This is a genomic window from Amycolatopsis sp. NPDC028719, assembly GCF_055565395.1.
The window spans coordinates 830119-855163 of the sequence record NZ_JBVHUL010000003.1; the positions used below are offsets into that span (position 1 = coordinate 830119).

Consider the following 25045-nt stretch of genomic DNA (forward strand, 5'->3'; position numbering starts at 1 on the left):
TCGGCACCCGCCTGGTCACCCCGCTGGTGGCCGGCGCGGTGCTCAACCCGATCAACTCCACCCTCATCGCCGTCGCGCTCGTGCCGATCGGGCAGAGCTTCGGCGCCGGCCCCGGCCGGACGGCCTGGCTGATCTCGGCGCTCTACCTGGCCACCGCGGTCGGGCAGCCGGTGGTCGGGCTGCTGGTGGACCGCTACGGCGCGCGGCGAGTCCTGCTCGGCGGGGCGGTGCTGGTGATCATCGCGGGGATCGCGGGGATGATCCCGCTTTCGGTCGGCTGGCTGACCGGCGTGCGGGTCGTCCTGGGTCTCGGCACGTGCGCCGGTTTCCCCGCCGCGATGGCCGTGCTGCGCCACCACGCGGAAGCGAGCGGCCAGGGCGTGCCCGCGCGCGTGCTCGCCGTGCTGTCGATGTCCGCGCAGACGGTGATGGTGATCGGCCCGACGCTCGGCGGGCTGCTGATCGGCCTCTTCGGCTGGCCGGCGATCTTCGCCGTGAACATCCCGCTCGCCGGGCTGTCGCTGGTGCTGGCGCTGCTATGGGTGCCGAAGGACGACCGCGGCGAGCGCACGGCGAAGCCGATCGACGTCCTGGGCATCGCGCTGTTCTCCGCGACCCTGCTCGCGCTCCTGTTCTTCCTGATGGACCCGGGTACCGAACCCTGGCTGCTCGCCGTCGTCGCGGCTTTCGGCGTCGCGTTCGCGCTGGTCGAACTGCGTCGCGACGACCCGTTCCTCGACCTGCGGACGCTGGCGGCCAACCGCGCGATCCTGCGGACCTACCTGCGGCAGGCCCTGAGCTTCATGGCCATCTACGCGATCATGTTCGGCTACGTGCAGTGGCTGGAGACCGCGCGGCAGCTGTCCGAGGAGGCGGCCGGGCTGATGCTGCTGCCGATGTCGGGCACGGCCGTCTGCGCGGCGGCGTTCTCGGGGCGCGGCTCCGGGATCCGCGCGCGGCTCGTCACGGTCGCGGTCGCGCTGGCCGGCGGTTCGGCGCTGCTGCTGCTCGTCCACGACGGCACGTGGACCGGCGCACTGCTGGCGCTGGCCGCGTTGTTCGGCCTGGCCCAGGGTCTGACGAGCGTCGCGAACCAGACGACGTTGTACCGCGAGGCGCCGGCCGAGCAGATGGGCACGGCGAGCGGGTTGTTCCGCACGGCCCAGTACCTCGGCGCGATCGTGGCGTCGACGCTGATCGCGCTCTGCTACGGATCGCACGCCGACTCGGCGGGGCTGCACCGGCTGGCGATCGCGCTGGTCGTGATCAGCGTCGCCCTGCTCGCCATCACCATCGCCGACCGGGGCCTACACTCGGCAAGTGTGAAGTCCGCGTGAGGCGATGCATCTTTCCTAGGGAAAGTGACGCGCCGGCGGGGTGAGGGACGCATCTTTCCCGGAGAAAGTGGCGCGCCGGCGATGTGACCCACCCCCTGTTCGCGGATGTGGTCATCGAGGCGCACGATGAACACATGACCCGTGAAGCGCCGGCGCAGGACGTGGACGAGACCCGCCTCGAGGTGGGGAAGCCGAAGGGCTGGGCGGCGGGGATACCCGGCGTCGCCGTGTCGCTCGCGCGCAGCGTCGAGCAGATGGGCACCGGCCGGACGATCAAGGCACTGCGGCTGCTGAACCAGCGCGAGGGCTTCGACTGCCCCGGCTGCGCGTGGCCGGAGCCCCGCGAGGTCGACGGCGAGAAGCGCAAGCTGGCCGAGTTCTGCGAGAACGGCGCCAAGGCCGTCGCCGAGGAGGCCACGAAACGCCGCGTGGACCGCGCGTTCTTCGCCGCCCACCCGATCGGCGAGCTCCGGGGCAAGACCGACTACTGGCTCGGCCAGCAGGGCCGCGTCACCGAGCCGTTCGTGCTGCGCGAAGGCGCGACGCACTACGAACCGATCTCCTGGGACGACGCGTTCGAGCTCGTCGCCGGTGAGCTGAAGGCGCTGACCGATCCCAACGAGGCGATCTTCTACACCTCGGGCCGCACCAGCAACGAGGCCGCGTTCCTCTACCAGCTGCTGGTGCGCTCGTTCGGCACCAACAACCTGCCGGACTGCTCCAACATGTGCCACGAGTCCTCCGGCGCGGCACTGGCGGCCACCACCGGCATCGGCAAGGGTTCGGTGAGCCTGGCGGACATCCACCAGGCCGATCTGATCGTCGTCGTCGGGCAGAACCCCGGCACCAACCACCCGCGGATGCTCTCGGCGCTCGAGGAGGCCAAGGGGAACGGCGCGCGGATCATCGCCGTGAACCCGCTGCCCGAGGCCGGGCTGATGCGGTTCAAGAACCCGCAGAACGTCCGCGGCGTCGTCGGCAAGGGCACGCCGCTGGCCGACGAGTTCGCCCAGATCCGCCTCGGCGGCGACCTCGCGCTGTTCCAGGCCGTCGGGCACCTGCTGCTGGCCTGGGACGAGGAAGCGCCGGGCGCGATCGTCGACCGCGACTTCGTGAACCGCTCGACCGACGGCTTCGACGACTACGCGAAGCACCTGCGCGAGATCGACTGGCCCGAGGTCGAACGCGCCACCGGGCTGCCGCGCGAGCAGATCGAGCGCGTCGCGCGGATGATCGCCTCCTCCGAGCGCACGATCTACTGCTGGGCGATGGGCCTGACCCAGCACAAGCACGCCGTGCCGACGATCTCGGAGATCGCGAACCTGGCGCTGATGCGCGGGATGATCGGCAAGCCGGGCGCGGGCCTGTGCCCGGTGCGCGGGCACTCGAACGTCCAAGGCGACCGGACGATGGGCATCTGGGAGAAGATGCCGCAGTCCTTCATGGACGCCCTGGCCGGCGAGTTCGGCATCGAGGTGCCGCGCGAGCACGGCTTCGACACGGTCGATGCGATCCGGGCGATGCGCGACGGCCGCGGCAAGGTCTTCTTCGCCGTCGGCGGCAACTTCGCCTCCGCCACCCCGGACACCGAGGCGACCGAGAAGGCGCTCGAGTCGTGCTCGCTCACCGTGCACGTCTCGACGAAGCTGAACCGCTCGCACGTCGTCCACGGCCGCACCGCCCTGATCCTGCCGACGCTCGGGCGCACCGAACGCGACGTCCAGGCGAGCGGGGAGCAGTTCGTCACGGTCGAGGACTCGATGTCGCAGGTGCACGCCTCGCGCGGGCGGCTCAAGCCGGCGAGCGAGCACCTGCTCTCGGAGGTCGCCATCGTCTGCCGGCTGGCCGGGACGCTGTTCGGTGCCGGGCACGCCGTGCCGTGGCGGACGTTCGAGACCGACTACGACCTGGTCCGCGACCGCATCGCCCGGGTCGTGCCGGGCTGCCAGGACTACAACCGCCGCGTCCGCGAGCCGGACGGGTTCGTGCTGCCGCACGCGCCGCGCGACTCCCGCGAGTTCACCGGCACCGCCAACGGCAAGGGCAACTTCACCGTGTCGGAGCTGGAGTACCCGCAGGTGCCCGACGGCCGGCTGCTGCTGCAGACCATGCGCAGCCACGACCAGTACAACACCACGATCTACGGGCTGTCCGACCGCTACCGCGGCATCGAGAACGCCCGCCGGGTCGTCCTGGTGAACCCGGACGACCTCGCGGCGCTCGGCCTGACCGACGGCTCGATGGTCGACCTGGTCTCGGAATGGCGGGACGGCGACCGCCGCGCGCCGTCCTTCCGCGTGGTCTCCTACCCGACGGCCCGCGGGTGCGCGGCGGCGTACTTCCCGGAGGCCAACGCCCTGGTACCGCTGGACTCGGTGGCGGAGAAGTCGAACACGCCGGTGTCGAAGGCGATCGTGGTGCGGCTCGAGCCCTGCCCCTGATTCAGCCCTGGTACTCGCGCTCCAGGGTGGTGGTCATGTCGGTGACCACGGCCTGGACGTTGTCGAGGGTCGCCGGCGGGATCAGCGCGGCCTCCGTGCCGCCGTCGGCGATGGCCAGGCTGAGCACGACGTTCCCGGAGCGCACGGCGGCCCACTGCTCGGAGAACCCGGACTCGTCGCCGACGCCGGTCGCGAGCCGGACACCCGAGTGGTCACCGAGCGCGTCGGTCATCAGCTGGGTGGCCTTGGCGGCGGCGTCTTCGTGGTCGGCGGTGGTGAACCGCACGACGGCGATCGTGACGAGCCGGTAGTCCTGCAGGTTGGGCTTCCCGCCGCCGAGGTCGCGGGCGAACAGGCGCTTGCAGCCGGTGAGGTCGTTGTCCTCTGTGGAGCGGTCCTGGGGAACGACCTTGGCGTCGGCGGTCTTCACCGAATCGGCCGGGATCTCGACGGTGCCGGGGGCGAGCCGGTCGCGCGCGTTCGCGGCGGGCAGCTTGCACGCGTCGATCTTGTCGGGGTAGTGCGCCGAAGCGGACGCCGACTGGCACCCGGCGCACAGAACAGCGGAAGCGAGCACCGAAAGGAGCCACCCCCCGCGGGCAACGCGGTAGCGCATAGGGTCCGGACTTTCCTTATTTCCTGAAATTGACTTTCCGGAACGCCACCGGTCCGGTGATCTTTTCCGGTCGCCGTGCGGTACTGCCGCCGACGGTCCCCGCACACTGCCTCACCAGGGAGGCAGCGTCAAGACCAGTCACCCGCGTGGTCCGCCGTGGTCCGGTCGGCGGAAAACGACCTTGCGGTGCTTCGCGGAAATTCTTCGCGCAATTTCACGAAACCCGGCGGAAAGCCGGACATTCGACAGCCGGGCGCGGTCAATTCACGCAGACGACCCCGTCCGAGGTGATCGGCTCGTCGCCGGCGGCCGGGGCGCTCCCGCCCCCGGTCGCCCCGGGACCGGAGTAGACCGACCCGAGCACCACCTCGATGTGCCCCGCCGGCACCGCCGCCGACTCCTGCGTCGCCAGCCCGCCCAGCAGCTTCGCGACCTCCGCGCCGCGCTGCGCGAGGCCGACGCCGAAGCGGACCAGCGACGTCCGCCGCGAGGCGGTGTTCCCGGTGTCGCCCTTGGCGAACCCGTGCTCCCCCAGGAATCCGGCCACGCGGGTCGCGAGGCCTTCCTTCGGGCCGGCGTTGGTGACGTCGACGGTGACCGGGGCGGCGGACGGCGTCTTCGGCGCGGCGGCCCCGATCAGGGCCGCGGCGAAGGCCTTCACCTCGGCCGGGTCGACCTGCACGGCCGTGGCCCGCGGGTTCTGCGGGTCGTAGCGGTAGTCGCGGTTGCCGACCGGGATCGTCTCGAACCGGATCCCGCCACCGTTGATCCCGCGCAGCTGCGCGACGAAGTCGAGCAGGTTCCAGCCGTCGTCGAGCACGACCGAGCGCTTGACGGCGTCGATGAGGTCCGACAGCTTCCCCGGGTCGCCCAGCGTCCCCGCCGAGAGCACCTGCCGGGCCAGCCCGGCGAGGAACACCTGCTGGCGCCGGACGCGGTCGAAGTCGGTGTTCTTGAGGCCGTCGCGCTGCCGGACGAAGGCGAGCGCGTCCGCGCCCGAGATCCGCTGCGGCCCAGCGGGGAAGTTCGCGCCGGAGTTCTTGTCCTTGGTGGCTTCGTTGAGGCAGACGTCGACGCCGCCGACGGCCTTGCTGATCTCGTAGAAGCTGAGCAGGTTGACCTCGGCGAAGTGGTCGATCTTCACGCCGGTGAGGTCCTCGACGGCCTGCCGCGTCCCGCGCCGCCCGGCGGTGAGGGCGGCCTTGGTGATCTTGGCCTTGTCGGTTTCCCCCGCGTCGCGCAGCCGCTTCCCCTCGGCCGCCTTCGCCCGGCCGAACGCGGCGTTGATCTTGCCCTTCCCGCCGGGCATGGACACGTAGCTGTCACGCGGGATGGAGAACGCTTTCACGTCCTTCGTGCCGTTCGGGATCCGCAGGACGATGAGGGTGTCGGTGAGGTCGTCGCCGTTGGCGCCGGCTCGCAGCTCACGCAGGATGTCCGGCGGAAGCGGTTTGTCCTGCTGGTCGGTCCGCGAGTCCCGCCCGACGAACAGGATGTCGAGCGAACCGTCGGCGGGCTGCTCACCCGGCGCGGTGCCGCCGTCGGCGTCGATGACGCTGTCGCGCGTGACGTCGTCGAGGGCGCGGAGGTTCTCGTAGCCGTAAGCCGTCCCGCACAGGACGGCCAAGGACAGCCCGGCGACGGCGATCTTCCCCAGTAGGTGCACGCCCTACCGACGCCGCCGGGCCGCCTTCTGCTGCACGGGTGACTCAGCTCACAAGCCGTGAATGTCGCATTGAGAGATTTGAAGTCCCTCAATGCGACATTCACGGACTTCGGGCTAGCCGAAGAGCTGGACCAGCTTCAGGAACAGCTGGTACACGCCGTAGGCGAAGGGCAGCACGACCCACGCCCAGGCCAGCACGATCAGCGGGACCCGGTTCGGCTTCGTCGACGGCTCGCTCATCACGCCTCACTCTTCGCGGTCGCGCCCGAGGTGACGGGCTCGTGGAACTTCTCCTTCACCGGCCGCACCAGCTCGTTGGCCACGAAGCCGACCACGAGCAGGCCGATCATGATGTAGAACGATGTCGCGTAGAGGTCCGGGCCGGACTTGCCGGCCGACTTCTCGCTGTCGGCGATCCGGTTGACGATCAGCGGGCCGAGCACCCCGGCGACCGACCACGCGGTGAGCAGCCGGCCGTGGATCGCGCCGACCTGGTAGGTGCCGAAGAGGTCCTTCAGGTACGCCGGGACGGTCGCGAACCCGCCCCCGTAGAAGGACAGGATCACCATCGCGCACAGGATGAACACGAGCTTCGACGAGTTCTCCGTCAGCGCGATCACCAGGTACAGCACCGCGCCCACGCCGAGGTAGGTGCGGTAGATGTTCTTGCGGCCGACCAGGTCCGAAGTGGACGACCAGACGAACCGGCCCAGCATGTTGCACAGCGACAGCAGCGCGACGAACCCCGCCGCCGCGGCCGCGCCGACCGGGGTCGACGTGTTCTTGAAGAAGTCCTGGATCATCGGCGACGCCTTCTCCAGGATGCCGATGCCCGCGGTGACGTTGAAGCACAGCACGACCCACAGGCACCAGAACTGCGGCGTCTTGATCGCGTTCGCGGCCGAGACGTTCGCGGTGCTGATCATCGCCTTGCCGTGGTCGGTCTTCGGTTGCCAGCCGGCCGGCTTCCAGTCGTCGGCCGGCACGCGCACGAGCAGCCAGCCCATCGACATGAACGCCGCGTAGACGAGGCCGTGCACGAGGAACGCCGTCGCGATCGTGCCGGTGGTCGGCGAGGTGCCGAGCATCGACGACGACCACGGCGAGGCGATCAGCGCGCCACCGCCGAAGCCCATGATCGCGATGCCGGTCGCCATGCCCGGCCGGTCCGGGAACCACTTGATGAGCGTGGACACCGGCGAGATGTAGCCGATGCCGAGCCCGACGCCGCCGATCCCGCCGTAGCCGAGGACGACCAGCCAGAACTGGCCGGTCGCCACGCCGAGGGCGGAGATGAGGAACCCGCTGGCGAAGCAGCACATCGAGACGAACATCGCCCAGCGCGGGCCGTTCTTCTCGACGAGCGTGCCGCCGAACGCCGCGGACAGGCCGAGCATGACGATGCCGAGCTGGAACGGCAGCGAGCTCTGCGTGCCGTTCAGGTCCATCGTCTTCTCGAGCGGGGTCTTGAAGACGCTCCACGCGTAGGCCTGCCCGATGGACAGGTGTACCGAAAGGGCCGCCGGCGGCACCAGCCAGCGCGTCCAGCCTGGGGGTGCCACGATCCGGGAACGGTCCAGGAAGCCGAGAGCCATCGGATCCCTCTCCTAGAGTGGGGATGATGGAGGGAATGTATTACTAAATAGCCGGTGTTGCACCATCCGGGTGTCGAACTTTCCGGCGAAGAAGGGTGTGGGCCATGGGCAGGGTGACCGTGCGCAGGCCGGTGCGGAAGATCTCCGCGGCCGGCGACCGCCGCCGCCTCGACGCGCTCGCCGCCGAAGAACCCCTGGAACTGCGGGTCGGCGGCAAGGCACTGGCCGTCACGATGCGCACGCCGGGGCACGACGTCGAGCTGGCCCACGGCTTCCTGCTGTCCGAAGGGGTGATCGGCGGCCGCGAGGACATCTCGGTCGCCCGCTACTGCGACGGCGTCGACGACCAGGGCCGCAACACCTACAACGTGCTGGACATCGCGCTGGCGCCCGGGGTGCCGCCGCCGGACACCGGGGTCGAGCGCAACTTCTACACCACCTCTTCGTGTGGCGTCTGCGGCAAGGCCGCACTCGACGCGGTCAAGCTCAAGACCCGCTTCTCCCCGGCCGAAGCGGCCTTCGCGGTGAAGAGCGAGACGCTGGCCGGCCTGCCGGACGCGCTGCGCGCCCGGCAGAAGGTCTTCGCCAGCACCGGCGGCCTGCACGCGGCGGGACTGTTCACCCCGGACGGTGAGCTCGCCGTCGTCCGCGAGGACGTCGGCCGGCACAACGCGGTCGACAAGGTCCTCGGCTGGGCCGTCCTCGACGGCCGGATCCCCGCCCCCGGGCATGGCCTGCTCGTGTCCGGGCGCGCCTCGTTCGAACTGGTGCAGAAGGCCGCGATGGCCGGAATCGGCCTGCTGGCCGCGGTGTCGGCGCCGTCATCGCTGGCGGTCGAGCTGGCCGAGGAGAACGGCATGACGCTGATCGGCTTCCTGCGCGGCGACTCGATGAACCTCTACACCGGCGACCACCGCATCCTGACCTGAACGCCCCAATGTGGCCTTCGGTGCGTCAGACGCAACCAAGGCCGCCTTCGGTGCGTCAGACGCAACCAAGGCCGCCTTCGGGCGCTTGAGCCGCGCCCTGCGTTCTGGCCTAGGCGGTCTCGACCCAGTTGCCGTGGAAGCCGTTGGGCACGCGGTCGGGCAGGTGGATCGCCGCGACCGTCTCCAGCGTGCCCGCGTCGAGCAGCGTGAGGTCGCTGCGCTGCGTCGCCGGGTCGAAGACGAAGCCCATCAGGACGCCGTCGTCCTCCGCCGCGTCCTCGTGGGACGGGACGAAGACGAACTCGCCCGGCTGCCGTCCGGCACCGAACGCGCGCTCCTGCTTCGAGCCGGTCTGGAAGTCGTGCTTGAACAGCGAGCCGGCGGGGTCCGCGCCGCCGTCGGCCGCCATCGAGTAGCCGTAGCGGTGGCGACGGCCGACCAGGCGCTCGTCCACGCGCGGGAACTCCTGGCCGCGGTCGTCGAGCCGCTCCTCCAGGACCTTGCCCGCGGTGAGGTCGACGGTCCAGCGGTCCAGCGTCGGGCCGCCCTCGTCCGGGCCGTGCAGCTCGGTGTCGAACATCTTCGGGTGGCGGACGACGTCGAGCACGATGCTGTCGCCGTCGTCGTAGGCGTTGAGCGGGTGGAAGACGTAGCACGGCTCGACCTCGAACCAGCGGACGTCGCCGTTGCCGCCTTCGCGCGGCATGACACCGATCCGCGCGGGGTACTTCGGGTCCCAGCGGTACGGCAGGCCGCCGTTCGCGCCGATCTTGCGCGCCATCATCGCCGTCACCGGGTCCGGCACGCGGACCTTGCCGACCATGGCCGAGAGCACGAGCTTCGCCGGCGTCCGCAGCGCGCCCGGCACGTTCGCGGCGACCGCCATCTCCGCGTTGAACGTCACCGGCAGGTCGTAGAACACGACGTGCTTTTCGGTCAGCGAGAAGTCGTGCATCATCGGCGACCCGGTGACCTCGACGTCGACTGTCCGGCGCGCGCGGCCGTGCACGTCGATCACCGAGTACTGGACCTTGTGGCCCATGCCGAAGAAGTACGACACGGCGTGCAGCTCGCCGGTGCGCGGGTCGCGCTTGGGGTGGGCGGTGTAGCCGCCGGGGAGCGTGCCGTCGAAGTCGCAGCGGCCGACGGTGTCGAGCTCGTCGGTCAGCTCGTAGACCGGCGCGCCCGCCTCGATCAGCGCGAGGGTCTTGCCGGCGTGGCCGAGCACGTTGGTGTTGGCGCCCAGCGCGTCCAGCCCGCAGAAGCGGCTCGCGTCCTCGCCGTTCAAGGTCGCGGCCACGGCCGGGTTGCGCACCCACCGGTTGCGGTACCACTCGGCCTTCCCGTCGCGCAGGCGCACGCCGTGGACCATGCCGTCGCCCATGAACCAGTGGTAGGCCGCCGGGTCCACTTCGGACAGCGGGTTGGGCCCGTTGCGCAGGTAGCGGCCGTCGAGGAACCCGGGGATCCGCCCGGTGACGGCCAGTTCGGTGATCGTGTGCTCCCGGCTCACCGGGGCGAAGTTTCCTTCGAGGAACTTGGTGCCCATGACTGACCCCTCCGAGGCTGCTATAACGCGGTTATGACTCCATTTATAACAGGGTTATGAGATACTGGCAAGCATGAGCCCGAAACCGCGCGCGAACGACGTCAAGGAGCGGCTCGTCGAGGCCGCCATCCGGCTGCTCGCCGAGGGCGGCCCCGAAGCCCTGCAGGCCCGCAAGCTGGCGGCGGAGGTCGGCGTCTCGACGATGGCCGTGTACACGCACTTCGGGGGCATGGCCGCGCTGGTCGACGAGGTCGCGCGCACGGGGTTCCGGAAGCTCAGCGCGTGGCTGGCCGAGGTCGCCGAGACCGACGACCCGGTGGCGGACATCTTCGGCCTGGCCCGGACCTACCGGCAGGCGGTCGCCGAGCAGCCGCAGCTGTTCGCGGTGACGTTCGGCCAGTCCGCGCCGGGCGGCAAGCGGGCGACGCTGTCCGACCTGACCACCGAAGAGGGCCGCGAAGCCGCCCAGGAGGGCCTGGAGGCGTTCGAGCACATCGTCCGGGCGACCGAGCGGGCCATCGAGGCGGGCCGGTTCCGGCCCGCCGACAAGTACCAGGCGGCCGCCCAGCTGTGGAGCGCGCTGCACGGCTTCGTCACGCTCGAGGCGTCCGGCCACTTCGGCGCCGGTGAGCAGGGCATCGACCACATTTTGATACCCCTGGGGATCACCCTGGCGGTGGGTCTCGGGGACACTGTGGAGCGGGCGGAACACTCGACCGAGGCCGCGAAGGCGGTTTGGCGGGCGAGAACCGGAAACGCCGGGCAGGGTGGGAACGACTAACCCGGCGAACGACGGACGCGGGGGAACGCGGAGCGGGTGCGCGGCGTCCTAGGAGCAGCAGGCGGGGGACGGAGACAGGTGAACGAGGAAAACGGGGATCCCGGGGAGCACGGCGAGGCCGAGCCCCGGATCCCGGCGGGGGCGGCGGCCGTCCGCGACGCGCGGCGGTGGCTCAGCCGCCGCTCGATGCTGATCGCGGGGGCGTCCGGGCTGGCCGTGGGCGGCCTGGCCCTCGGCACGGCGACCGGCAAGCTGCCGTTCAGCCAGGCCCTGCAGCGGACGCTGGGCGTGACGTCGTCGAACCCGACGACCCAGCTGGGCAGCACCCGCGTCGAGCGCGTCTACTCCCAGGCCCGCGGCCGGATGGTCGACCTGGTGTTCATCCTGCCGTCGAAGACCCCGCCGAAGGGGCTGCCGATGTCGCTGATGCTGCACGGCCTGCACGGCAACGCCCGCAGCGCGGCCCCGACCGGCACGCTCAAGCAGCTCTCCAGCGACGTCGCGCGCAAGGCCGTCCCGGCGTTCGGCTTCGTCGCCGTCGACGGCGGCGACAACTACTGGCACCAGGTCCACCCGGGCGACGACCCGATGGCGATGCTGCTGGAGGAGGTCCCGCAGTGGCTCCGGGCCCGCGGCTTCGCCGGCGAGACCGGGCAGCCGTTCGCCTGCACCGGCGTCTCGATGGGCGGCTTCGGCGCGCTGGTGTACACGCGCCGCCGGGTCGAGCGGCGCCAGCCACCGGCCGCGGTCGCGACGCTGGCCCCCGCGCTCATCCTGTCGTGGCAGGAGATGGCCAAGCGGCACATCTTCACGGGCCTGAACGACTGGACCGCGCTGGACCCGCTCAAGCACATCGACGAGACGAAGAGCGTCGCCAACGGCATCTGGTGCGGCACCGAGGACTCGTTCATCACGGGCGTCCGCCGCTACATCGAGGCGGCCCACCCGGCGGTCGCCCACACGGCCCACGGCAAGCACGGCGACCCGTTCAACCGGACGGTGGTCCCGAGCGTGATCAGCTTCCTCGGCAAGCACGTCCCCCGCAAGGACTGACCCGGAGGGTCAGCAGGTGAAGTGGACGCGGGTCGTCGTGCGGCCCGGGACCCAGTACGTGCGGACGAGATCCGCCAGCCGGTTCACCAGCAGCAGGCCACGGCCGCCCAGCGCCGCCGCGGCCGGCGGGATCCGGCCGGCCAGGGGTTCGGTGATCGTGCCCGTGTCGGTGACCTCGCCGACCACCTGACGCTCGTCCGCCCAGAGCCGGAGCACGCCCGCACCGCCGCCGTAGAGCACGCTGTTCGTCGTCAGCTCCGCGATCGCCAGGGTGAAGTCGTCGCGTCTCGGCCGGCGCAGGCCGTGGCGCGCGGCCCAGATCTCCGCGAACCCGCGCAGCGAGGCCAGCTGCCCGATGTCGAACTTCCGCTCGACCGCGGCCGCCGGCTGGTCCAGCGGCCGCATGAAGTCCGCGCGCGCTCCGTCCGGGTCGAACCGGGGGCTGACGAACGGCCCGGCCGGCCCCCACACCTCCGGGTGGGTGCGCTCGGCGTCGGCGAGCGCGTCCGGCGGCAGCGCCGCGGTGTCGTACGGGCAGAGCACCGCCAGGTCCCGCCCGGCGAGCGCGTGGTTGAGGAGCGCCTCGTGCAGGACGCACGCCGGGTACTCGGCACCTGAGCGATCGCTCCACATCTGCTCCGCCACGACCCGCACCGGGCCGCTGTGCTCGCCGGCGAAGGCGAGCAGGACCGTCGGCAGGATGGCACCGGGATTGCGGCCGGCCCGGCACATGTCGGTCAGCCGCACTTCGCGGGCCCGCTCTTCCAGGGCCTTCTCGATGAGCAGGAGATTCGGGGCGGGGACGGCGACGGCCACGGGTTCACCCCGGTCGAGAGCGTCGAGCACGAACGGAACGACGCCGGTCAGGTACTCACTGTCACCGCGGTAGAACAGTGCCGGATGCCGAAACGGTCTGAGGGCACCTACCACGAGACCTTGCTACCCGGAGACGGCCGGGCGCAAACGCCACGAACGGAGGAAGTTCACTCCACCCAACGGCCGACGACCGAGATCAGCCAGAAGCCGACCATCGTCGCGACGCCGAACAACAGCACCCAGTTGACCAGCGGACGCCGTTCGGTGACCCCACGGGCGCGCCAGAGGGCGTAACCGGCGATGACGAAGAGCGGTACGGGGATCAGCGGCAACGGCGACAGCCGGGACACCACGGCCACGACGCACGTGCCGGCGCAGACGGCCAGCACACCCATCAGCACCCGGTTCAGCCACGGGTACCGGTCGAACACGGACGCGATGACGCGTTCGCTCAGCTCGCGGAACCCGAGGACCGGGCCGCCGGACACCGGCGCCGGTTCGGGTGGCGGCGGTGCCTGCACACCACCGGCGGGGGCGGGGCCCCCGCCGGTGACCGGCATAGAGTCAGCAGTCATTCAGCTTTCCTGTCGGGTCTCCGGGCCGGGTGGCCCGGAGACGCCCGGCCTCAGGCCGACTTCTCGCCGCGCTCGCTGCGCGTGCGCCGCGTCGGCTGCCGGGCGACGATCGTCGGGTTCACGTTCTCCCGGACGGTCTGCTCGGTGATCACGACCTTCGCCACGTCGTCGCGGCTCGGGATGTCGTACATGACCGGCTGCAGCACCTCTTCCATGATGGCGCGCAGCCCGCGGGCACCGGTCCCGCGCAGGACCGCCTGGTCGGCGATGGCCTCGAGCGCGGTCTTGGTGAACTCGAGCTCGACGTTGTCCATCTCGAAGAGCTTCTTGTACTGCTTCACCAGGGCGTTGCGCGGCTGGGTGAGGATGCTGACCAGCGATTCCTTGTCCAGGTGGTTGACCGTCGCCACGACCGGGAGCCGGCCGATGAACTCCGGGATCAGCCCGAACTTGATCAGGTCCTCGGGCATGGTGTCCGAGAAGACGTCACTCTCCTCGATCTCGGACTTCGTGCGGATCTCCGCACCGAAGCCGAGGCCACGCTTGCCGACCCGCTCGTTGATGATCTTCTCCAGCCCGGCGAACGCGCCGGCCACGATGAACAGGACGTTCGTCGTGTCGATCTGGATGAACTCCTGGTGCGGGTGCTTGCGGCCGCCCTGCGGCGGCACCGAGGCCGTGGTGCCCTCGAGGATCTTCAGCAGCGCCTGCTGGACACCCTCGCCCGAGACGTCCCGCGTGATCGACGGGTTCTCGCTCTTGCGGGCGATCTTGTCGACCTCGTCGATGTAGATGATCCCGGTCTCGGCCCGCTTGACGTCGTAGTCCGCCGCCTGGATGAGCTTGAGCAGGATGTTCTCGACGTCTTCGCCGACGTACCCGGCCTCGGTCAGCGCCGTGGCGTCCGCGATCGCGAACGGGACGTTCAGCAGCTTCGCCAGCGTCTGCGCCAGGTAGGTCTTGCCGCACCCGGTGGGGCCGAGCATCAGGATGTTCGACTTGGCGAGCTCGACCGACTCCTCCTTGGAGTCCTTCGGCCCGGCCTTGTCGTCCGCCTGGATCCGCTTGTAGTGGTTGTAGACCGCTACCGCGAGGGTCCGCTTGGCATCGTTCTGCCCGATGATGTACTGCTCGAGGAACTCGTGGATGTCGGCGGGCTTGGGCAGCTCGTCGAGCTTGACGTCGCCGGCCTCGGCCAGCTCCTCCTCGATGATCTCGTTGCAGAGGTCGATGCACTCATCGCAGATGTAGACCCCGGGGCCGGCAATGAGCTTCTTCACCTGCTTTTGGCTCTTCCCACAGAAAGAACACTTCAGCAGGTCTCCGCCGTCACCGATCCGTGCCATGGCCGTTGACCTCGTCCCCTCCGGCGCGGGTTTCCGCGCCTGACGTGTGTTGCGACGGTGCGACCCCCGGTCTCGAACGACCGAGCGGAGTCTCACGCATTGCCACTGACGGTACCCGTCCGATGCCGTGGGCGGGAACACCCACAGGCGCCGGGAGCACGTCAGAGGACGACCCTAAACCAGAGTGCCGGTGTATGTCGTCTCCTCGACACACACCGGCCCGGCGGATCTACAGAGCCGACGCCTTCCGGTACGGCAGCACCTCGTCGATGATGCCGTACGCCTTGGCCTCCTCGGCCGTCAGGATCTTGTCGCGCTCGATGTCCTTGCGGATCTGGTCGGCGTCCTTGCCGGTGTGGTGGGCCAGGATGACCTCCATCTGGCGCCGCACCCGCTGGATCTCGTTCGCCTGGATCTCCAGGTCGGAGACCTGGCCGTACGTGCCCTCGGTGGCCGGCTGGTGGATCAGCACGCGCGAGTTGGGCAGCGCGTAGCGCTTGCCCGGCGTGCCGGCCGACAGCAGCACCGCGGCCGCGGACGCGGCCTGGCCGAGGCAGTACGTCTGGATGTCCGGGCGGACGAACTGCATGGTGTCGTAGATCGCCATCAGCGAGGTGAACGAGCCACCCGGCGAGTTGATGTAGATCAGGATGTCGCGGTCCGGGTCCTCGTGCTCGAGGTGCAGCAGCTGGGCCATCACGTCGTTGGCCGACGCGTCGTCCACCTGCACGCCGAGGAAGATGACGCGCTCCTCGTACAGCTTGTTGTACGGGTTCGACTCCTTGACGCCGTAGCTGGTGCGCTCGACGTACGACGGGAGGATGTACCGCGACTGGGGTGTGGTCGGAGCCCGGAAGTCACCCGGGAGCCTGAAGTTGCTCATGATCGAGTCTCCTGTGTGCTTCGCGCTCAGTTCGAGCCGGGACGGGCGATGTCGCGGGTGAGGACGTGGTCCACGAACCCGTAGTCCTTCGCCTCCTGCGCGGTGAACCAGCGGTCGCGGTCGCCGTCGGCGATGATCTGCTCGACCGTCTGCCCGGTCTGCTCGGCCGTGATCTGGGCCAGTTCCCGCTTCCACTTGTTGAAGAGGTCGGCCTGGATCGCGATGTCCGACGCCGTGCCGCCGACACCGGCGGACGGCTGGTGCATCAGGATCCGCGCGTGCGGCAGCGAGTAGCGCTTGCCGGGCGTGCCCGAGGAGAGCAGGAACTGCCCCATCGAGGCCGCCATGCCCATCGCGTAGGTCGCGACGTCCGGGCGGATCAGCTGCATGGTGTCGTAGATCGCGAACCCGGCGGTGACCGAACCGCCCGGCGAGTTGATGTAGAAGCGGATGTCGGACTCGGCGTCGTCGGCGTCGAGCAGCAACAGCTGCGCGGTGATCCGGTTGGCGATCTCGTCGTTCACCTCGGAACCGAGGACGACGATGCGTTCCTGGAGCAACCGCTCGAACACCGAGTCGGTGAGGGTGAGCCCTGCGGTGCCGGTCCGCGCCTCGGGCATGTGCTGCGTCACGTCTGCCTGCCTTTTCGCCGGCGGCGGCCCGGTGGTGACGGCCGCCGCTGTCGTTTCAGATGCTTGAGATCTTGTATCCGACCCTAACGAACTTGGGCGGTGCAGAATGCCTGACACCGCCCAAGTTCGCTCACAGCTTCACTCCGCCGGAGTCTTCGCCGCCTCGTCGGTGACCTGCGTCTCCTGGGTTGCCTCGTCGACGACCGGCTCGTCGCTGCCGAACAGCTCCGAAAGGTCGACCTCGGCACCCGAACCGTCGGTGACGGTCGCCTTCCGGACCACGGAGGCGAGCGCCTTGCCGCGGCGGACGTCGGCGTAGATCGCGGTCAGCTGGCCGGACTGCTGGGCGCGCTGGACGTACTCGTCCGGGCTGATCCCGAAGCGCTGGGCCTGGTAGATGATCCGCTCGGTCAGCTCGCCGTCGTTGACCGAGACCTCTTCCTTGTCGGCGATGGTGTCCAGCAGCAGCTGCGTGCGGACGGCCTTCTCCGACTCGGTGCGGGTCTCCGCGTCGAACTCCTCCAGCGTGCGGCCTTCGGCCTCGAGGGCCTGCGCGAACTGGGCCTCGTCGTGGTCGAACGGGTGGATCGCATCGTGCTTGCGGTTCTCGATCTCGGAGTCGAGGACCTTCTCCGGGATCGGCACCTCGGTGCGCTCCAGGAGCTCGTCGAGCACCTTGTCGCGAGCCTGGACGCCCTGCTGCATCTTCTTGACGCGGGCGAGGCGCTCGCGCAGGTCGCTCTTGAGCTCGTCGATCGTGTCGAACTCGCTCGCCATCTGCGCGAACTCGTCGTCGGCCTCCGGCAGCTCGCGCTGCTTGACCGACTGGACGGTCACGGTCACCTCGGCGTCCTTGCCGGCGTGGTCGCCGGCGACGAGCTGGGTGGTGAACGTCTTGGTCTCACCGGCGTTCGCGCCGACGATGGCCTCGTCGATGCCGTCCACGAGCTGGCCGGAGCCGATCTCGTAGGACAGCCCGGTGGTGGCGGCCTCTTCGACGGCCTCGCCGTCGACGGTCGCGGCCAGGTCGATCGAGACGAAGTCGCCGGTCTCGGCCGGGCGCTCGACGCCGGTCAGCGTGCCGAAGCGGGCGCGCAGCTCGTCCAGCTGCTCGTCGACCTCCGCGTCGGTCAGCTCGACGTCGTCGACGGTGACCGCGAAGCCTTCGAGGTCGGGCAGCTCGATCTCCGGGCGCACGTCGACCTCGGCGGTGAACTCGAGGACGTCGCGGTCTTCGAGCTTGGTCACGTCGAACTCGGGGTTCCCGAGCGTGCGGACCTCGTTCTCGCGAACGGCCTCGATGTACTTGGCCGGGATGGCCTCGTTGACGACCTCGTCGAGCACCGGGCCGCGCCCGATCCGGCTTTCCAGGACGCGAGCGGGCGCCTTGCCGGGCCGGAAGCCCGGGATGCGCACCTGCTGGGCGATCTTGCGGTAGGCGCGGTCGAAGTTCGGCTTCAGCTCGTCGAACGGCACCTCGACATTGATCTTGACTCGCGTCGGGCTCAGCTGCTCGACGGTGCTCTTCAAGGTCTTCTCCTCGAGCGGTAACGATTGTGTAGGACAATCCTGCGGAAATGGCCCCGGCCACCTGCGGACCGGGACGTCCGAGTCTAGGCCAGTGGCCCGCGCCGCCGGGGCGGGGGCCACCTGCGGCGTCAGGACCCGAGCATCCGGCCGATCACCCAGCGCATCTGGCCGCTCGCGTGCTCGGCCGAGCCGCTGGGCTGCACCAGGTGGGAAAGCAGCAGCCGCACGAACGCCTCGACCGCCACCGCCCACTCCGACGCCGTCAGCGGAACCGCCGGGTAGCTGCGCGCGAACACCGCCGCGACGGCCTCGACCGCCCGCCCGAGCACCGCCTCGGGCTGCGAGGTCAGCAGCGGGAGGAAGTCGTCGCGGCCGCCCTGCTGGCCGCCGAGCGCGATCTCCAGCAGCGGGTTGGCGTGGGCGGCTTCGAGGCTGTGCCGGAACGCGGCCGTGACGCCCTCGACCGGGTCGTCCGGGTGCGCGGCGACGTCGTCGTTCACGCGCTCGACGAAGCGGTCGGTTTCGTTCAGCATCAAGGCCTTGGCGAGCTCGGCCTTGGAGCCCAGTTCGTTGTAGACGGTTTGCCTGCTGACGCCGACCTGCGCGGCCAGCTTGCCCATCGTCACGGCGGCCCAGCCGTCGGCGCGGATGACGTCGGCCGCCGCGGCCAGCAGCTTCTCCCGGGTGCGCGCCGGAACGGGGTGGGTGACCGCCTTCACACCGTCAGCTTACCCGCGGGTTGCGTTCCGCTGGCCGGCACCTTTTTTCGAAGCCTGCCGCAACGTTTACAAACCCGACTGAGTTGTCTACGGTGACTCCCGCCTGACCAGGAGCTTCTCGACCGGGGAGACCGCTCGATGTCCGTCGCCGTCACCGAGCCGCACGGTTCCGTCACAGTGGCGGCGCCGGCGACGGGGGTGGCCGCCGCCCACGCGGTGCCCTCGCCCCGGATCGCGCTGCCCGCCGTCTCGGTGCCGGCGTTGCTGCTGTTCGCCGGCGGTGCCGCGGTGTGGGGCACCGCGACCTGGCTGCTGCTCGCCGGGCTCGTGCCGGCGGTCGTGACCGTGCTGCTGAACACGGTCGTCACCTTCGCGATGTACACGGTGGTGCACGAGTCGGCGCACCACTGCGCCGGGAAGCTGACCTGGGTCAACGAAGTGCTCGGCCGGCTGGCCGTCCCGTTCGTCGCGGCGTACGCGTCGTTCCCCTCGCTGCGCTACGTCCACGGTGAACACCACCGCCACACCAACGCGTCGGTCCGCGCGGACCCGGACGCCTGGACCGCCCGCGGCCCGCGCTGGCAGCTCCCGCTGCGCTGGCTGACGCTCGACTTCTCCTACGCGCGCTGCTACTTCGCCCGGCTGCGGTCCCGGCCCCCGCACGAGCTCGCCGAGACGGTGGTGGTGCTGGCGGCGGCGGTGGCGGCCGCCGTGGCGCTCGTCTCGGCCGGGTACGGCCTCGAGCTGCTGTTCGTGTACCTGCTGCCGCAGCGGCTGGGGCTGGGCCTGCTCGCCTGGTCGTTCGGCTGGCTGCCGCACCACGGCCTGCCCGCCGCCGGGCCGCGCGGCCGGTTCGGCACCACCCGCGTGCGCGTCGGCCTCGAGCGGCTGCTGACCCCGGTGCTGCTGGCCCAGAACCTGCACCTGGTGCACCACCTGCACCCGGCCGTCCCGTTCCACAAGTACCGGCGGGTCTGGCTGGAGAACCGCGAGGCCTACCTGGCCCGCGACGTCCCGATCAGCACCGCCTGGGGCCGGGACCTGACCGCGGAGGAGTACCGGATGACCGCGGGACTGGACACCGAACCCGACGTCGTCGTGCCCGCGCCGGCCCCGCCGCCGCTCGGGCCGAGCCGCTTCCACCGGCTGCGGGTGCGCGAGATCAGCCCGCTGACCGCGGACGCCGTCGCGATCACCTTCTACGTCCCGCCCCAGCTCACGAGCGAGTTCCGGTTCCTGCCGGGCCAGCACGTGGCGGTCCGCGCGGTGCTCGACGGGCAGCCGGTGCGCCGGACGTACTCGATCTGCGCGCCCGCGGCGTCGGGGGAGCTGCGGATCGCGGTGAAGCGGCGGCCGGGCGGCGCGTTCTCCGGGTTCGCGACCACGACGCTGGCCGTGGGCGACTTCCTCGACGTGCTGCCGCCGTCGGGAGGGTTCACGCTCACACCCGATCCTTCGCGGACCGCGCACTACGTCGCGCTGGCCGCGGGCAGCGGCATCACGCCGGTGCTGTCCATCGTGGTCAGCGCGCTGTCCGCCGAGCCGCACAGCCGCGCGACCCTGTTGTACGTCAACACTTCGGGCTCGACGACGCTCTTCGCGCGGGAACTGAGCTCGCTCGCCGACGGGTTCGGCGGACGGCTGCACGTCGTCCACTACCGGACCGACGAACGCGACCCGGACCTGCACGCGCACCGGCCCCGGCAGTTCGACACGGTCGGCGAGGCGCTGGCGATCTCGCACGAGCGGTACCAGCGCGGCCGGCTCGACGGGACGCGGCTGCGCGCGCTGCTGCAGAACCGCCTGCACCCGGCCAAGGTCGACGAATGGTTCCTGTGCGGGCCGCGCGGCCTGATGGACCTGGCCCGCCGGACGCTGGCCGACGCGGACGTCCCGGCCGAGAACGTCCACTTCGAGCTCTTCCACGGCGCGGCACCCCTGCGCGACCCGGCTGGCACGCCGGCCACGGTGGCGGTGACGCTGGGCGGGACGACGACGTGCGTCCCGGCGGAAGCCGGCGAGACGGTGCTGGACGCGGCGCTGCGGGCCGGGTTCGAGGTGCCGTACTCGTGCACGGGCGGCGCGTGCGGCACGTGCCTGGCGACGCTGCGGCAGGGTCAGGTCGACATGGACGTCCGCTACGCGCTGACGGTCGACGACGTGGCGGCGGGCCGCATCCTGACGTGCCGTTCCCACGCGACGACCCCGGAGGTCGCGGTCGACTACGACCGCCGCTGACCCTGGACTGCAAGCGCCCCAATGTGGCCTTGGTTGCGTCTGACGCACCGAAGGCCGCCTTGAGTGCGTCTGACGCACCGAAGGCCACATTGGGGCGCTGGGGAACCCGGGTCAGCCGGTCCGCGTCGGGGCTCCCGAGGGTGGTGTTCCCTGGCCGCCGCCCGGCAGCTGGCCCTGACCCGCGCCGGCCGCGCCGTCGGTCACCGACGTCGCCGTCGCCGCGTCGCCCGACTCCGTCGCCACCACCGTCACCGTGTCCCCGGTCGCCAGGCCCGTCGCCTGCGCCGACGTGATCGTGTACGTCTTCGAGAACCCGTCGTCGCTCTTCGCGGTCAGCGACGTCGCGCTCAGCTCCGTGACTTCGCCGGTCTGCATGATCTTCGTGACGTAACCACCGTTTCCGTCCGAAGACACGTACTCGCCGTGCAGCGCCGAACCCGAAGCTCCCGGACCGCCTTGCATCCCGCCGGGCCCGGCGGCGCTGCCGGTCGACGCCGAAGACGAGGAGGCGGCCCAGATCGCCGCTCCCCCGCCGGCCACGATCGCCACCGCGACGGCGCCCGCCGCGATCTTCTTGCCCGGCGTCCAGGCCGGCCGCGGCGGCGTGCCCGGTGCGGGCGGCGCGCCCCACGTCCGGTCCGGAGTGGACGGTGCCTGCGGTGTGGTCATGGTGTGCTCCTCGAGAGGTTCCTTCGGTGCGGTCCACGGTGGAGCGGCCGGCTGTGTGCGCACTGTGCCTGCCGTCAGCCGTTCCTGTGACCGGAGGAAGCGGACATCCGCGACCGGCCGGTCGCCCCACAGCCGCCTCACAGGCAGCACACAACCCGCACACACGGCCCGGCCGGACGCTGTCCCCATGGCCGCGCGAACCGTTGCACCGCACCCCCGCCGGGGGCGCCTTTCGCTGCGCGCGAAGCTGACCGGCTCGATGGTCGTGCTGCTCACCGTGGTGTGCCTGATCGTCGGGGTGGTCAGCGAGCTCGCGCTCGACCTGTTCCTCACCCGGCAGATCGACCAGCAGCTGTCCGCCGCGGCGGAGCGCTCGCTCGTCTTCGCGAGCAACGCCCGTCCCCCGGACACGGGCCCGCTGCCCGGCGGCCAGGCGGGCGAACACCCGCTGGGGCAGAACGTCGGCACGGTGAGCGGCACCTTCGACGGGCAGCGGCTCGTCCACGACGACAGCATTTCCGAACACGGCTCGCGCCTGCGGCTGACCGCCGCGCAGCAGGCCGTCATGCTTTCCGTGCCCACCGACGGCCAGCCGCACACCCTGTCCTTCGACGACCTCGGCGAGTACCGCCTGATGGCGCTGCCGGTCGCCGGGACGGCCGCCGTCGTGGTCACCGGCCTGCCGATGAAGCCGGTCACCGACACGCTGCTCACCGTCGGGCTGATCCTGTTCGGCGTGGCCGCCGCGGGGGTGCTCGGCGCGGCCTTCCTCGGCGCGTTCGCGGTCCGCCGGACGCTGCGGCCGCTCGAGCGCGTCGCGGCCACCGCCGGGCGCGTCACCGAGCTCCCCCTCGACCGCGGCCAGGTGGCGCTGTCCATCCGCGTGCCGGAGGCCGACACCGACCCGCGGACCGAGGTCGGCCAGGTGGGCTCGGCGCTGAACCTGATGCTCGGTCACGTCGCGCAGGCCCTGGCAGCCCGCCACGACAGCGAACTGCGCGCCCGCCAGTTCGTCGCGGACGCCAGCCACGAGCTGCGGACGCCGCTGGCCGCCATCCGCGGGTACGCCGAGCTGGCCGCCCGCGGCAGCGCGCTCGTGCCGCCGGACGTCGCGCGTTCGATGAGCCGGATCCAGTCCGAGTCCGTCCGGATGAGCGCGCTCGTCGAGGACCTCCTGCTGCTGGCGCGGCTCGACGCCGGCCGCCCGCTGGACGTGCACGACCTCGACCTCACCCGGCTGGTCGCCGACGCCGTCGGCGACGCCCGGGTCGCCGGGCGCGAGCACCGGTGGCTGCTGGAACTGCCCCCGGACCCGGTGCTGGTGTTCGGCGACGTCCAGCGGCTGCACCAGGTCCTGGCGAACCTGCTGGCCAACGCACGCACGCACACCCCGCCCGGCACCACGGTGACGACCTCGCTCGGCCGTTCGAAGGACACCCACAGCGCCGTGCTCACGGTGACCGACGACGGGCCCGGCATCGCACCGGACCTGCTGCCGGACGTCTTCGAACGGTTCGCCCGCGGCGACTCGTCGCGCTCCCGGACCGCCGGCAGCACCGGGCTCGGGCTGGCGATCGCGTGCGCCGTCGTCGTCGCCCACCACGGCACCATCGAGGTGCACAGCCGGCCCGGCCGGACGGAGTTCGCCGTGCGCCTGCCCGTGGCCGTGCCCACACAGCGGGTGCACAGCGTCGGCACAACGTTGCCCCAGCTGGAAACCGGAAGCTGAGCCCATGACCGCTCTCGCGTCGCGCGAAACCGTTGTGACCCCCTCGCCGCCCGTTCGCCGGACTTGGCACCGGCCCGCGCTCGGCGTACTGCTGCTCGGGACCGCCGTGCTCTACCTGTGGGGGCTGGGCGCTTCCGGCTGGGCCAACGCCTTCTACTCCGCGGCCGCGCAGGCCGGTTCGGAGAGCTGGAAGGCGCTGTTCTTCGGCTCCAGCGACGCCGCGAACGCGATCACGGTGGACAAGACCCCGGCGGCGCTCTGGGTGATGGGCCTGTCGGCGCGGGTGTTCGGCGTCAACGCGTGGAGCGTCCTGGTGCCGCAGGCGCTGATGGGCGTCGGCTCGGTCTGGCTGCTGCACGCGACGGTCAAGCGGACCTCCGGCCCGGCCGCCGGGCTCGTCGCCGGTCTGGTGCTGGCCCTGACACCCGCCGCGGCACTGATGTTCCGGTTCGACAACCCGGACGCGCTGCTCGTGCTGCTGCTGGTCGCGGGGGCCTACTGCGTGGTCCGCGCGCTCGAGAAGGCGAGCCCGCGCTGGCTCGCGCTGGCCGGCGTCGCGGTCGGGTTCGGTTTCCTGGCCAAGATGCTGCAGGCGTTCCTGGTGCTGCCGGCGTTCGCGGTGGCGTACCTGGTCGCCGCGCCGGTGCCACTTGGCAAGCGCTTGCTGCACCTGCTGGGCGCGCTGGCGGCGACGCTGGCCGCGGCGGGCTGGTACCTCGTGGTCGTCGCGCTCTGGCCGGTGGCCGACCGGCCCTTCATCGGCGGGTCGCAGACGAACTCGTTGTGGGAGCTGGTCTTCGGCTACAACGGCTTCGGCCGGATCACCGGTGACGAGGTCGGCAGCGTCGGCGGCGGTGGTGGCCGCGGGTGGGGTTCGACCGGCCTGACCCGGCTGTTCGGCAGCGAAATGGCGGGCGGGATCGCGTGGCTGGTCCCGGCGGCGCTGCTCGCGCTGGGCGCCGGCCTGTGGTTCACCCGCCGCGGCCCGCGCACCGACCGATCGCGGGCGGCGCTGCTGCTGTGGGGCGGCTGGCTAATGGTGACAGCGCTGGTGTTCAGCTACATGGGCGGGATCATCCACCCGTACTACACGGTCGCGCTGGCGCCGGCGATCGCGGCGCTGGTGGGCACGGCGGCGGTCCAGCTGTGGCGGCTGCGGGCGCGCCCTTCGGCGTCCGGACTGCTCAGCGGCGGAGTGGCGCTGACGGCCCTGACCGCGTACCTGCTGCTGTCGGACTCGACGTGGCAGCCGTGGCTGGCCCCGACGGTGCTGATCGGCGGGCTGCTGGCGGCGGTGGCGCTGTTCTTCGCGTCCCACCTGACGCGATGGGCGGCTTCGTCGGTCGCGGTCCTCGGGCTGGTCGTGCTGCTGTCGGGCACGGGCGCTTACACGCTGGCGACCGCGGCGACGGCGCACGAAGGCGCGATCCCGTCGGCGGGCCCGGCTTCGGGCTTCGGCGGTCGCCCCGGCGGGTTCGGCGGTCCGGGCGGCGGCTTCGGCGGCGGTCGTGGCGGCGGCCCGGGGTCCCTGCTGTCGACGACGCTGCCCGGCGCGTCCCTCACGGCGTTGCTGCGGCAGGACGCGTCCCGCTACACCTGGACGGCGGCGACGGTGCTGTCGAACGCGGCCGCGGGCTACCAGCTGGCGAGCGGTGCTCCGGTGCTGGCGGTCGGCGGTTTCAACGGCACCGACCCGTATCCGACGCTGGAGCAGTTCCAGCAGTACGTGGCCGGCGGACGGATCCACTACTTCCTCGGCGACGGCCTGACGATGCAGGGTTCCAGTGGTTCGGACGCGGCCCGGCGGATCGCCGAGTGGGTGGCGTCGACGTACCGGTCGACGACGGTGGACGGCGTGACCGTCTACGACCTCACCGCGGTCGCCTGAGCACCGACGAAAGCAGGGTCAGGGCCGGATGACCTGGTCAACTCCGGGCCGCC

21 protein-coding genes are annotated in these 25045 nt (G+C 71.1%); 8 read left to right on the top strand and 13 right to left on the bottom strand.

All coding sequences use genetic code 11. The features are described from left to right. The first annotated feature begins 26 nt into the window (after positions 1 to 26). Together ACZ4TR_RS17430 and ACZ4TR_RS17435 are read left to right on the top strand one after the other, a co-directional pair. Entirely contained in the window at positions 27 to 1337 is a 1311-nt protein-coding gene (locus ACZ4TR_RS17430) for an MFS transporter (RefSeq protein ID WP_465287955.1), read from the top strand. 134 nt (positions 1338 to 1471) lie between these two features. Further along, positions 1472 to 3778 (top strand): FdhF/YdeP family oxidoreductase, encoded by a 2307-nt coding sequence (locus tag ACZ4TR_RS17435; RefSeq protein WP_465287956.1) that lies wholly within the window; start codon positions 1472 to 1474, stop codon positions 3776 to 3778. A 1-nt stretch (position 3779) separates the two neighbouring features. Here ACZ4TR_RS17435 and ACZ4TR_RS17440 read toward each other — a convergent pair whose 3' ends face one another. The 4 genes from ACZ4TR_RS17440 to ACZ4TR_RS17455 all read right to left on the bottom strand — a co-directional run bounded on the left by ACZ4TR_RS17440 (position 3780) and on the right by ACZ4TR_RS17455 (position 7655). After that, positions 3780 to 4355, bottom strand: coding sequence for a hypothetical protein (locus ACZ4TR_RS17440; RefSeq protein WP_465287957.1), 576 nt, complete (start codon positions 4353 to 4355; stop codon positions 3780 to 3782). Positions 4356 to 4653: 298 nt separating this feature from the next. After that, on the bottom strand, positions 4654 to 6060 hold the full coding sequence (locus ACZ4TR_RS17445) for an LCP family protein (protein WP_465287958.1): 1407 nt from the start codon (positions 6058 to 6060) through the stop codon (positions 4654 to 4656). A 114-nt stretch (positions 6061 to 6174) separates the two neighbouring features. After that, positions 6175 to 6300 (bottom strand): MFS transporter small subunit, encoded by a 126-nt coding sequence (locus ACZ4TR_RS17450; RefSeq protein ID WP_364517232.1) that lies wholly within the window; start codon positions 6298 to 6300, stop codon positions 6175 to 6177. Beyond that, positions 6300 to 7655, bottom strand: a complete 1356-nt coding sequence (locus ACZ4TR_RS17455) for an L-lactate MFS transporter (protein ID WP_364517230.1) — start codon at positions 7653 to 7655, stop codon at positions 6300 to 6302. Before ACZ4TR_RS17455 ends, ACZ4TR_RS17450 begins: the two co-directional genes overlap by 1 nt. 104 nt (positions 7656 to 7759) lie before the next feature. Between ACZ4TR_RS17455 and fdhD the strand changes: the two genes are divergently transcribed. After that, positions 7760 to 8584: a formate dehydrogenase accessory sulfurtransferase FdhD gene (fdhD, locus tag ACZ4TR_RS17460; RefSeq protein WP_465287959.1), complete on the top strand. Its 825-nt coding sequence runs from the start codon at positions 7760 to 7762 to the stop codon at positions 8582 to 8584. A gap of 109 nt (positions 8585 to 8693) precedes the next feature. Here the strand turns inward: fdhD and ACZ4TR_RS17465 are convergent, their stop codons facing one another. After that, entirely contained in the window at positions 8694 to 10133 is a 1440-nt protein-coding gene (locus ACZ4TR_RS17465) for a carotenoid oxygenase family protein (RefSeq protein WP_465287960.1), read from the bottom strand. Between the two features lie 73 nt (positions 10134 to 10206). Between ACZ4TR_RS17465 and ACZ4TR_RS17470 the strand changes: the two genes are divergently transcribed. After that, a complete protein-coding gene (locus ACZ4TR_RS17470) occupies positions 10207 to 10914 on the top strand; it encodes a TetR/AcrR family transcriptional regulator (protein WP_364517224.1) in 708 nt (235 codons plus the stop codon). Positions 10915 to 10992: 78 nt separating this feature from the next. Then, positions 10993 to 11967: an alpha/beta hydrolase gene (locus ACZ4TR_RS17475; protein WP_465287961.1), complete on the top strand. Its 975-nt coding sequence runs from the start codon at positions 10993 to 10995 to the stop codon at positions 11965 to 11967. Positions 11968 to 11976: 9 nt separating this feature from the next. Here ACZ4TR_RS17475 and ACZ4TR_RS17480 read toward each other — a convergent pair whose 3' ends face one another. The 7 genes from ACZ4TR_RS17480 to ACZ4TR_RS17510 all read right to left on the bottom strand — a co-directional run bounded on the left by ACZ4TR_RS17480 (position 11977) and on the right by ACZ4TR_RS17510 (position 18468). Further along, entirely contained in the window at positions 11977 to 12897 is a 921-nt protein-coding gene (locus ACZ4TR_RS17480) for an anti-sigma factor RsbA family regulatory protein (RefSeq protein ID WP_465287962.1), read from the bottom strand. Between the two features lie 53 nt (positions 12898 to 12950). Next, complete coding sequence (locus ACZ4TR_RS17485; RefSeq protein WP_465287963.1) at positions 12951 to 13358, bottom strand: hypothetical protein; 408 nt, start codon at positions 13356 to 13358, stop codon at positions 12951 to 12953. 50 nt (positions 13359 to 13408) lie between these two features. Further along, on the bottom strand, positions 13409 to 14704 hold the full coding sequence (gene clpX, locus ACZ4TR_RS17490) for an ATP-dependent Clp protease ATP-binding subunit ClpX (protein ID WP_155545639.1): 1296 nt from the start codon (positions 14702 to 14704) through the stop codon (positions 13409 to 13411). A 229-nt stretch (positions 14705 to 14933) separates the two neighbouring features. After that, the gene (locus tag ACZ4TR_RS17495; RefSeq protein ID WP_364529161.1) at positions 14934 to 15587 is read right to left on the bottom strand and encodes an ATP-dependent Clp protease proteolytic subunit; all 654 of its coding nucleotides are present in this window, start codon (positions 15585 to 15587) and stop codon (positions 14934 to 14936) included. 26 nt (positions 15588 to 15613) lie between these two features. Then, a complete protein-coding gene (locus tag ACZ4TR_RS17500; RefSeq protein WP_364529158.1) occupies positions 15614 to 16219 on the bottom strand; it encodes a ClpP family protease in 606 nt (201 codons plus the stop codon). Positions 16220 to 16357: 138 nt separating this feature from the next. After that, entirely contained in the window at positions 16358 to 17749 is a 1392-nt protein-coding gene (tig, locus tag ACZ4TR_RS17505) for a trigger factor (RefSeq protein WP_465287964.1), read from the bottom strand. A 128-nt stretch (positions 17750 to 17877) separates the two neighbouring features. Further along, positions 17878 to 18468: a TetR/AcrR family transcriptional regulator gene (locus tag ACZ4TR_RS17510; RefSeq protein WP_364529152.1), complete on the bottom strand. Its 591-nt coding sequence runs from the start codon at positions 18466 to 18468 to the stop codon at positions 17878 to 17880. A 138-nt stretch (positions 18469 to 18606) separates the two neighbouring features. Here ACZ4TR_RS17510 and ACZ4TR_RS17515 point away from each other — a divergent pair, with 138 nt between their 5' ends. Then, on the top strand, positions 18607 to 20706 hold the full coding sequence (locus tag ACZ4TR_RS17515; protein WP_465287965.1) for a fatty acid desaturase: 2100 nt from the start codon (positions 18607 to 18609) through the stop codon (positions 20704 to 20706). 111 nt (positions 20707 to 20817) lie between these two features. Here the strand turns inward: ACZ4TR_RS17515 and ACZ4TR_RS17520 are convergent, their stop codons facing one another. Next, positions 20818 to 21375: a hypothetical protein gene (locus tag ACZ4TR_RS17520; protein ID WP_465287966.1), complete on the bottom strand. Its 558-nt coding sequence runs from the start codon at positions 21373 to 21375 to the stop codon at positions 20818 to 20820. 187 nt (positions 21376 to 21562) lie between these two features. Between ACZ4TR_RS17520 and ACZ4TR_RS17525 the strand changes: the two genes are divergently transcribed. Then, positions 21563 to 23104, top strand: a complete 1542-nt coding sequence (locus ACZ4TR_RS17525) for a sensor histidine kinase (protein ID WP_465287967.1) — start codon at positions 21563 to 21565, stop codon at positions 23102 to 23104. Between the two features lie 4 nt (positions 23105 to 23108). Then, positions 23109 to 24992: an ArnT family glycosyltransferase gene (locus tag ACZ4TR_RS17530; RefSeq protein WP_465287968.1), complete on the top strand. Its 1884-nt coding sequence runs from the start codon at positions 23109 to 23111 to the stop codon at positions 24990 to 24992. Positions 24993 to 25045 lie beyond the last annotated feature (53 nt).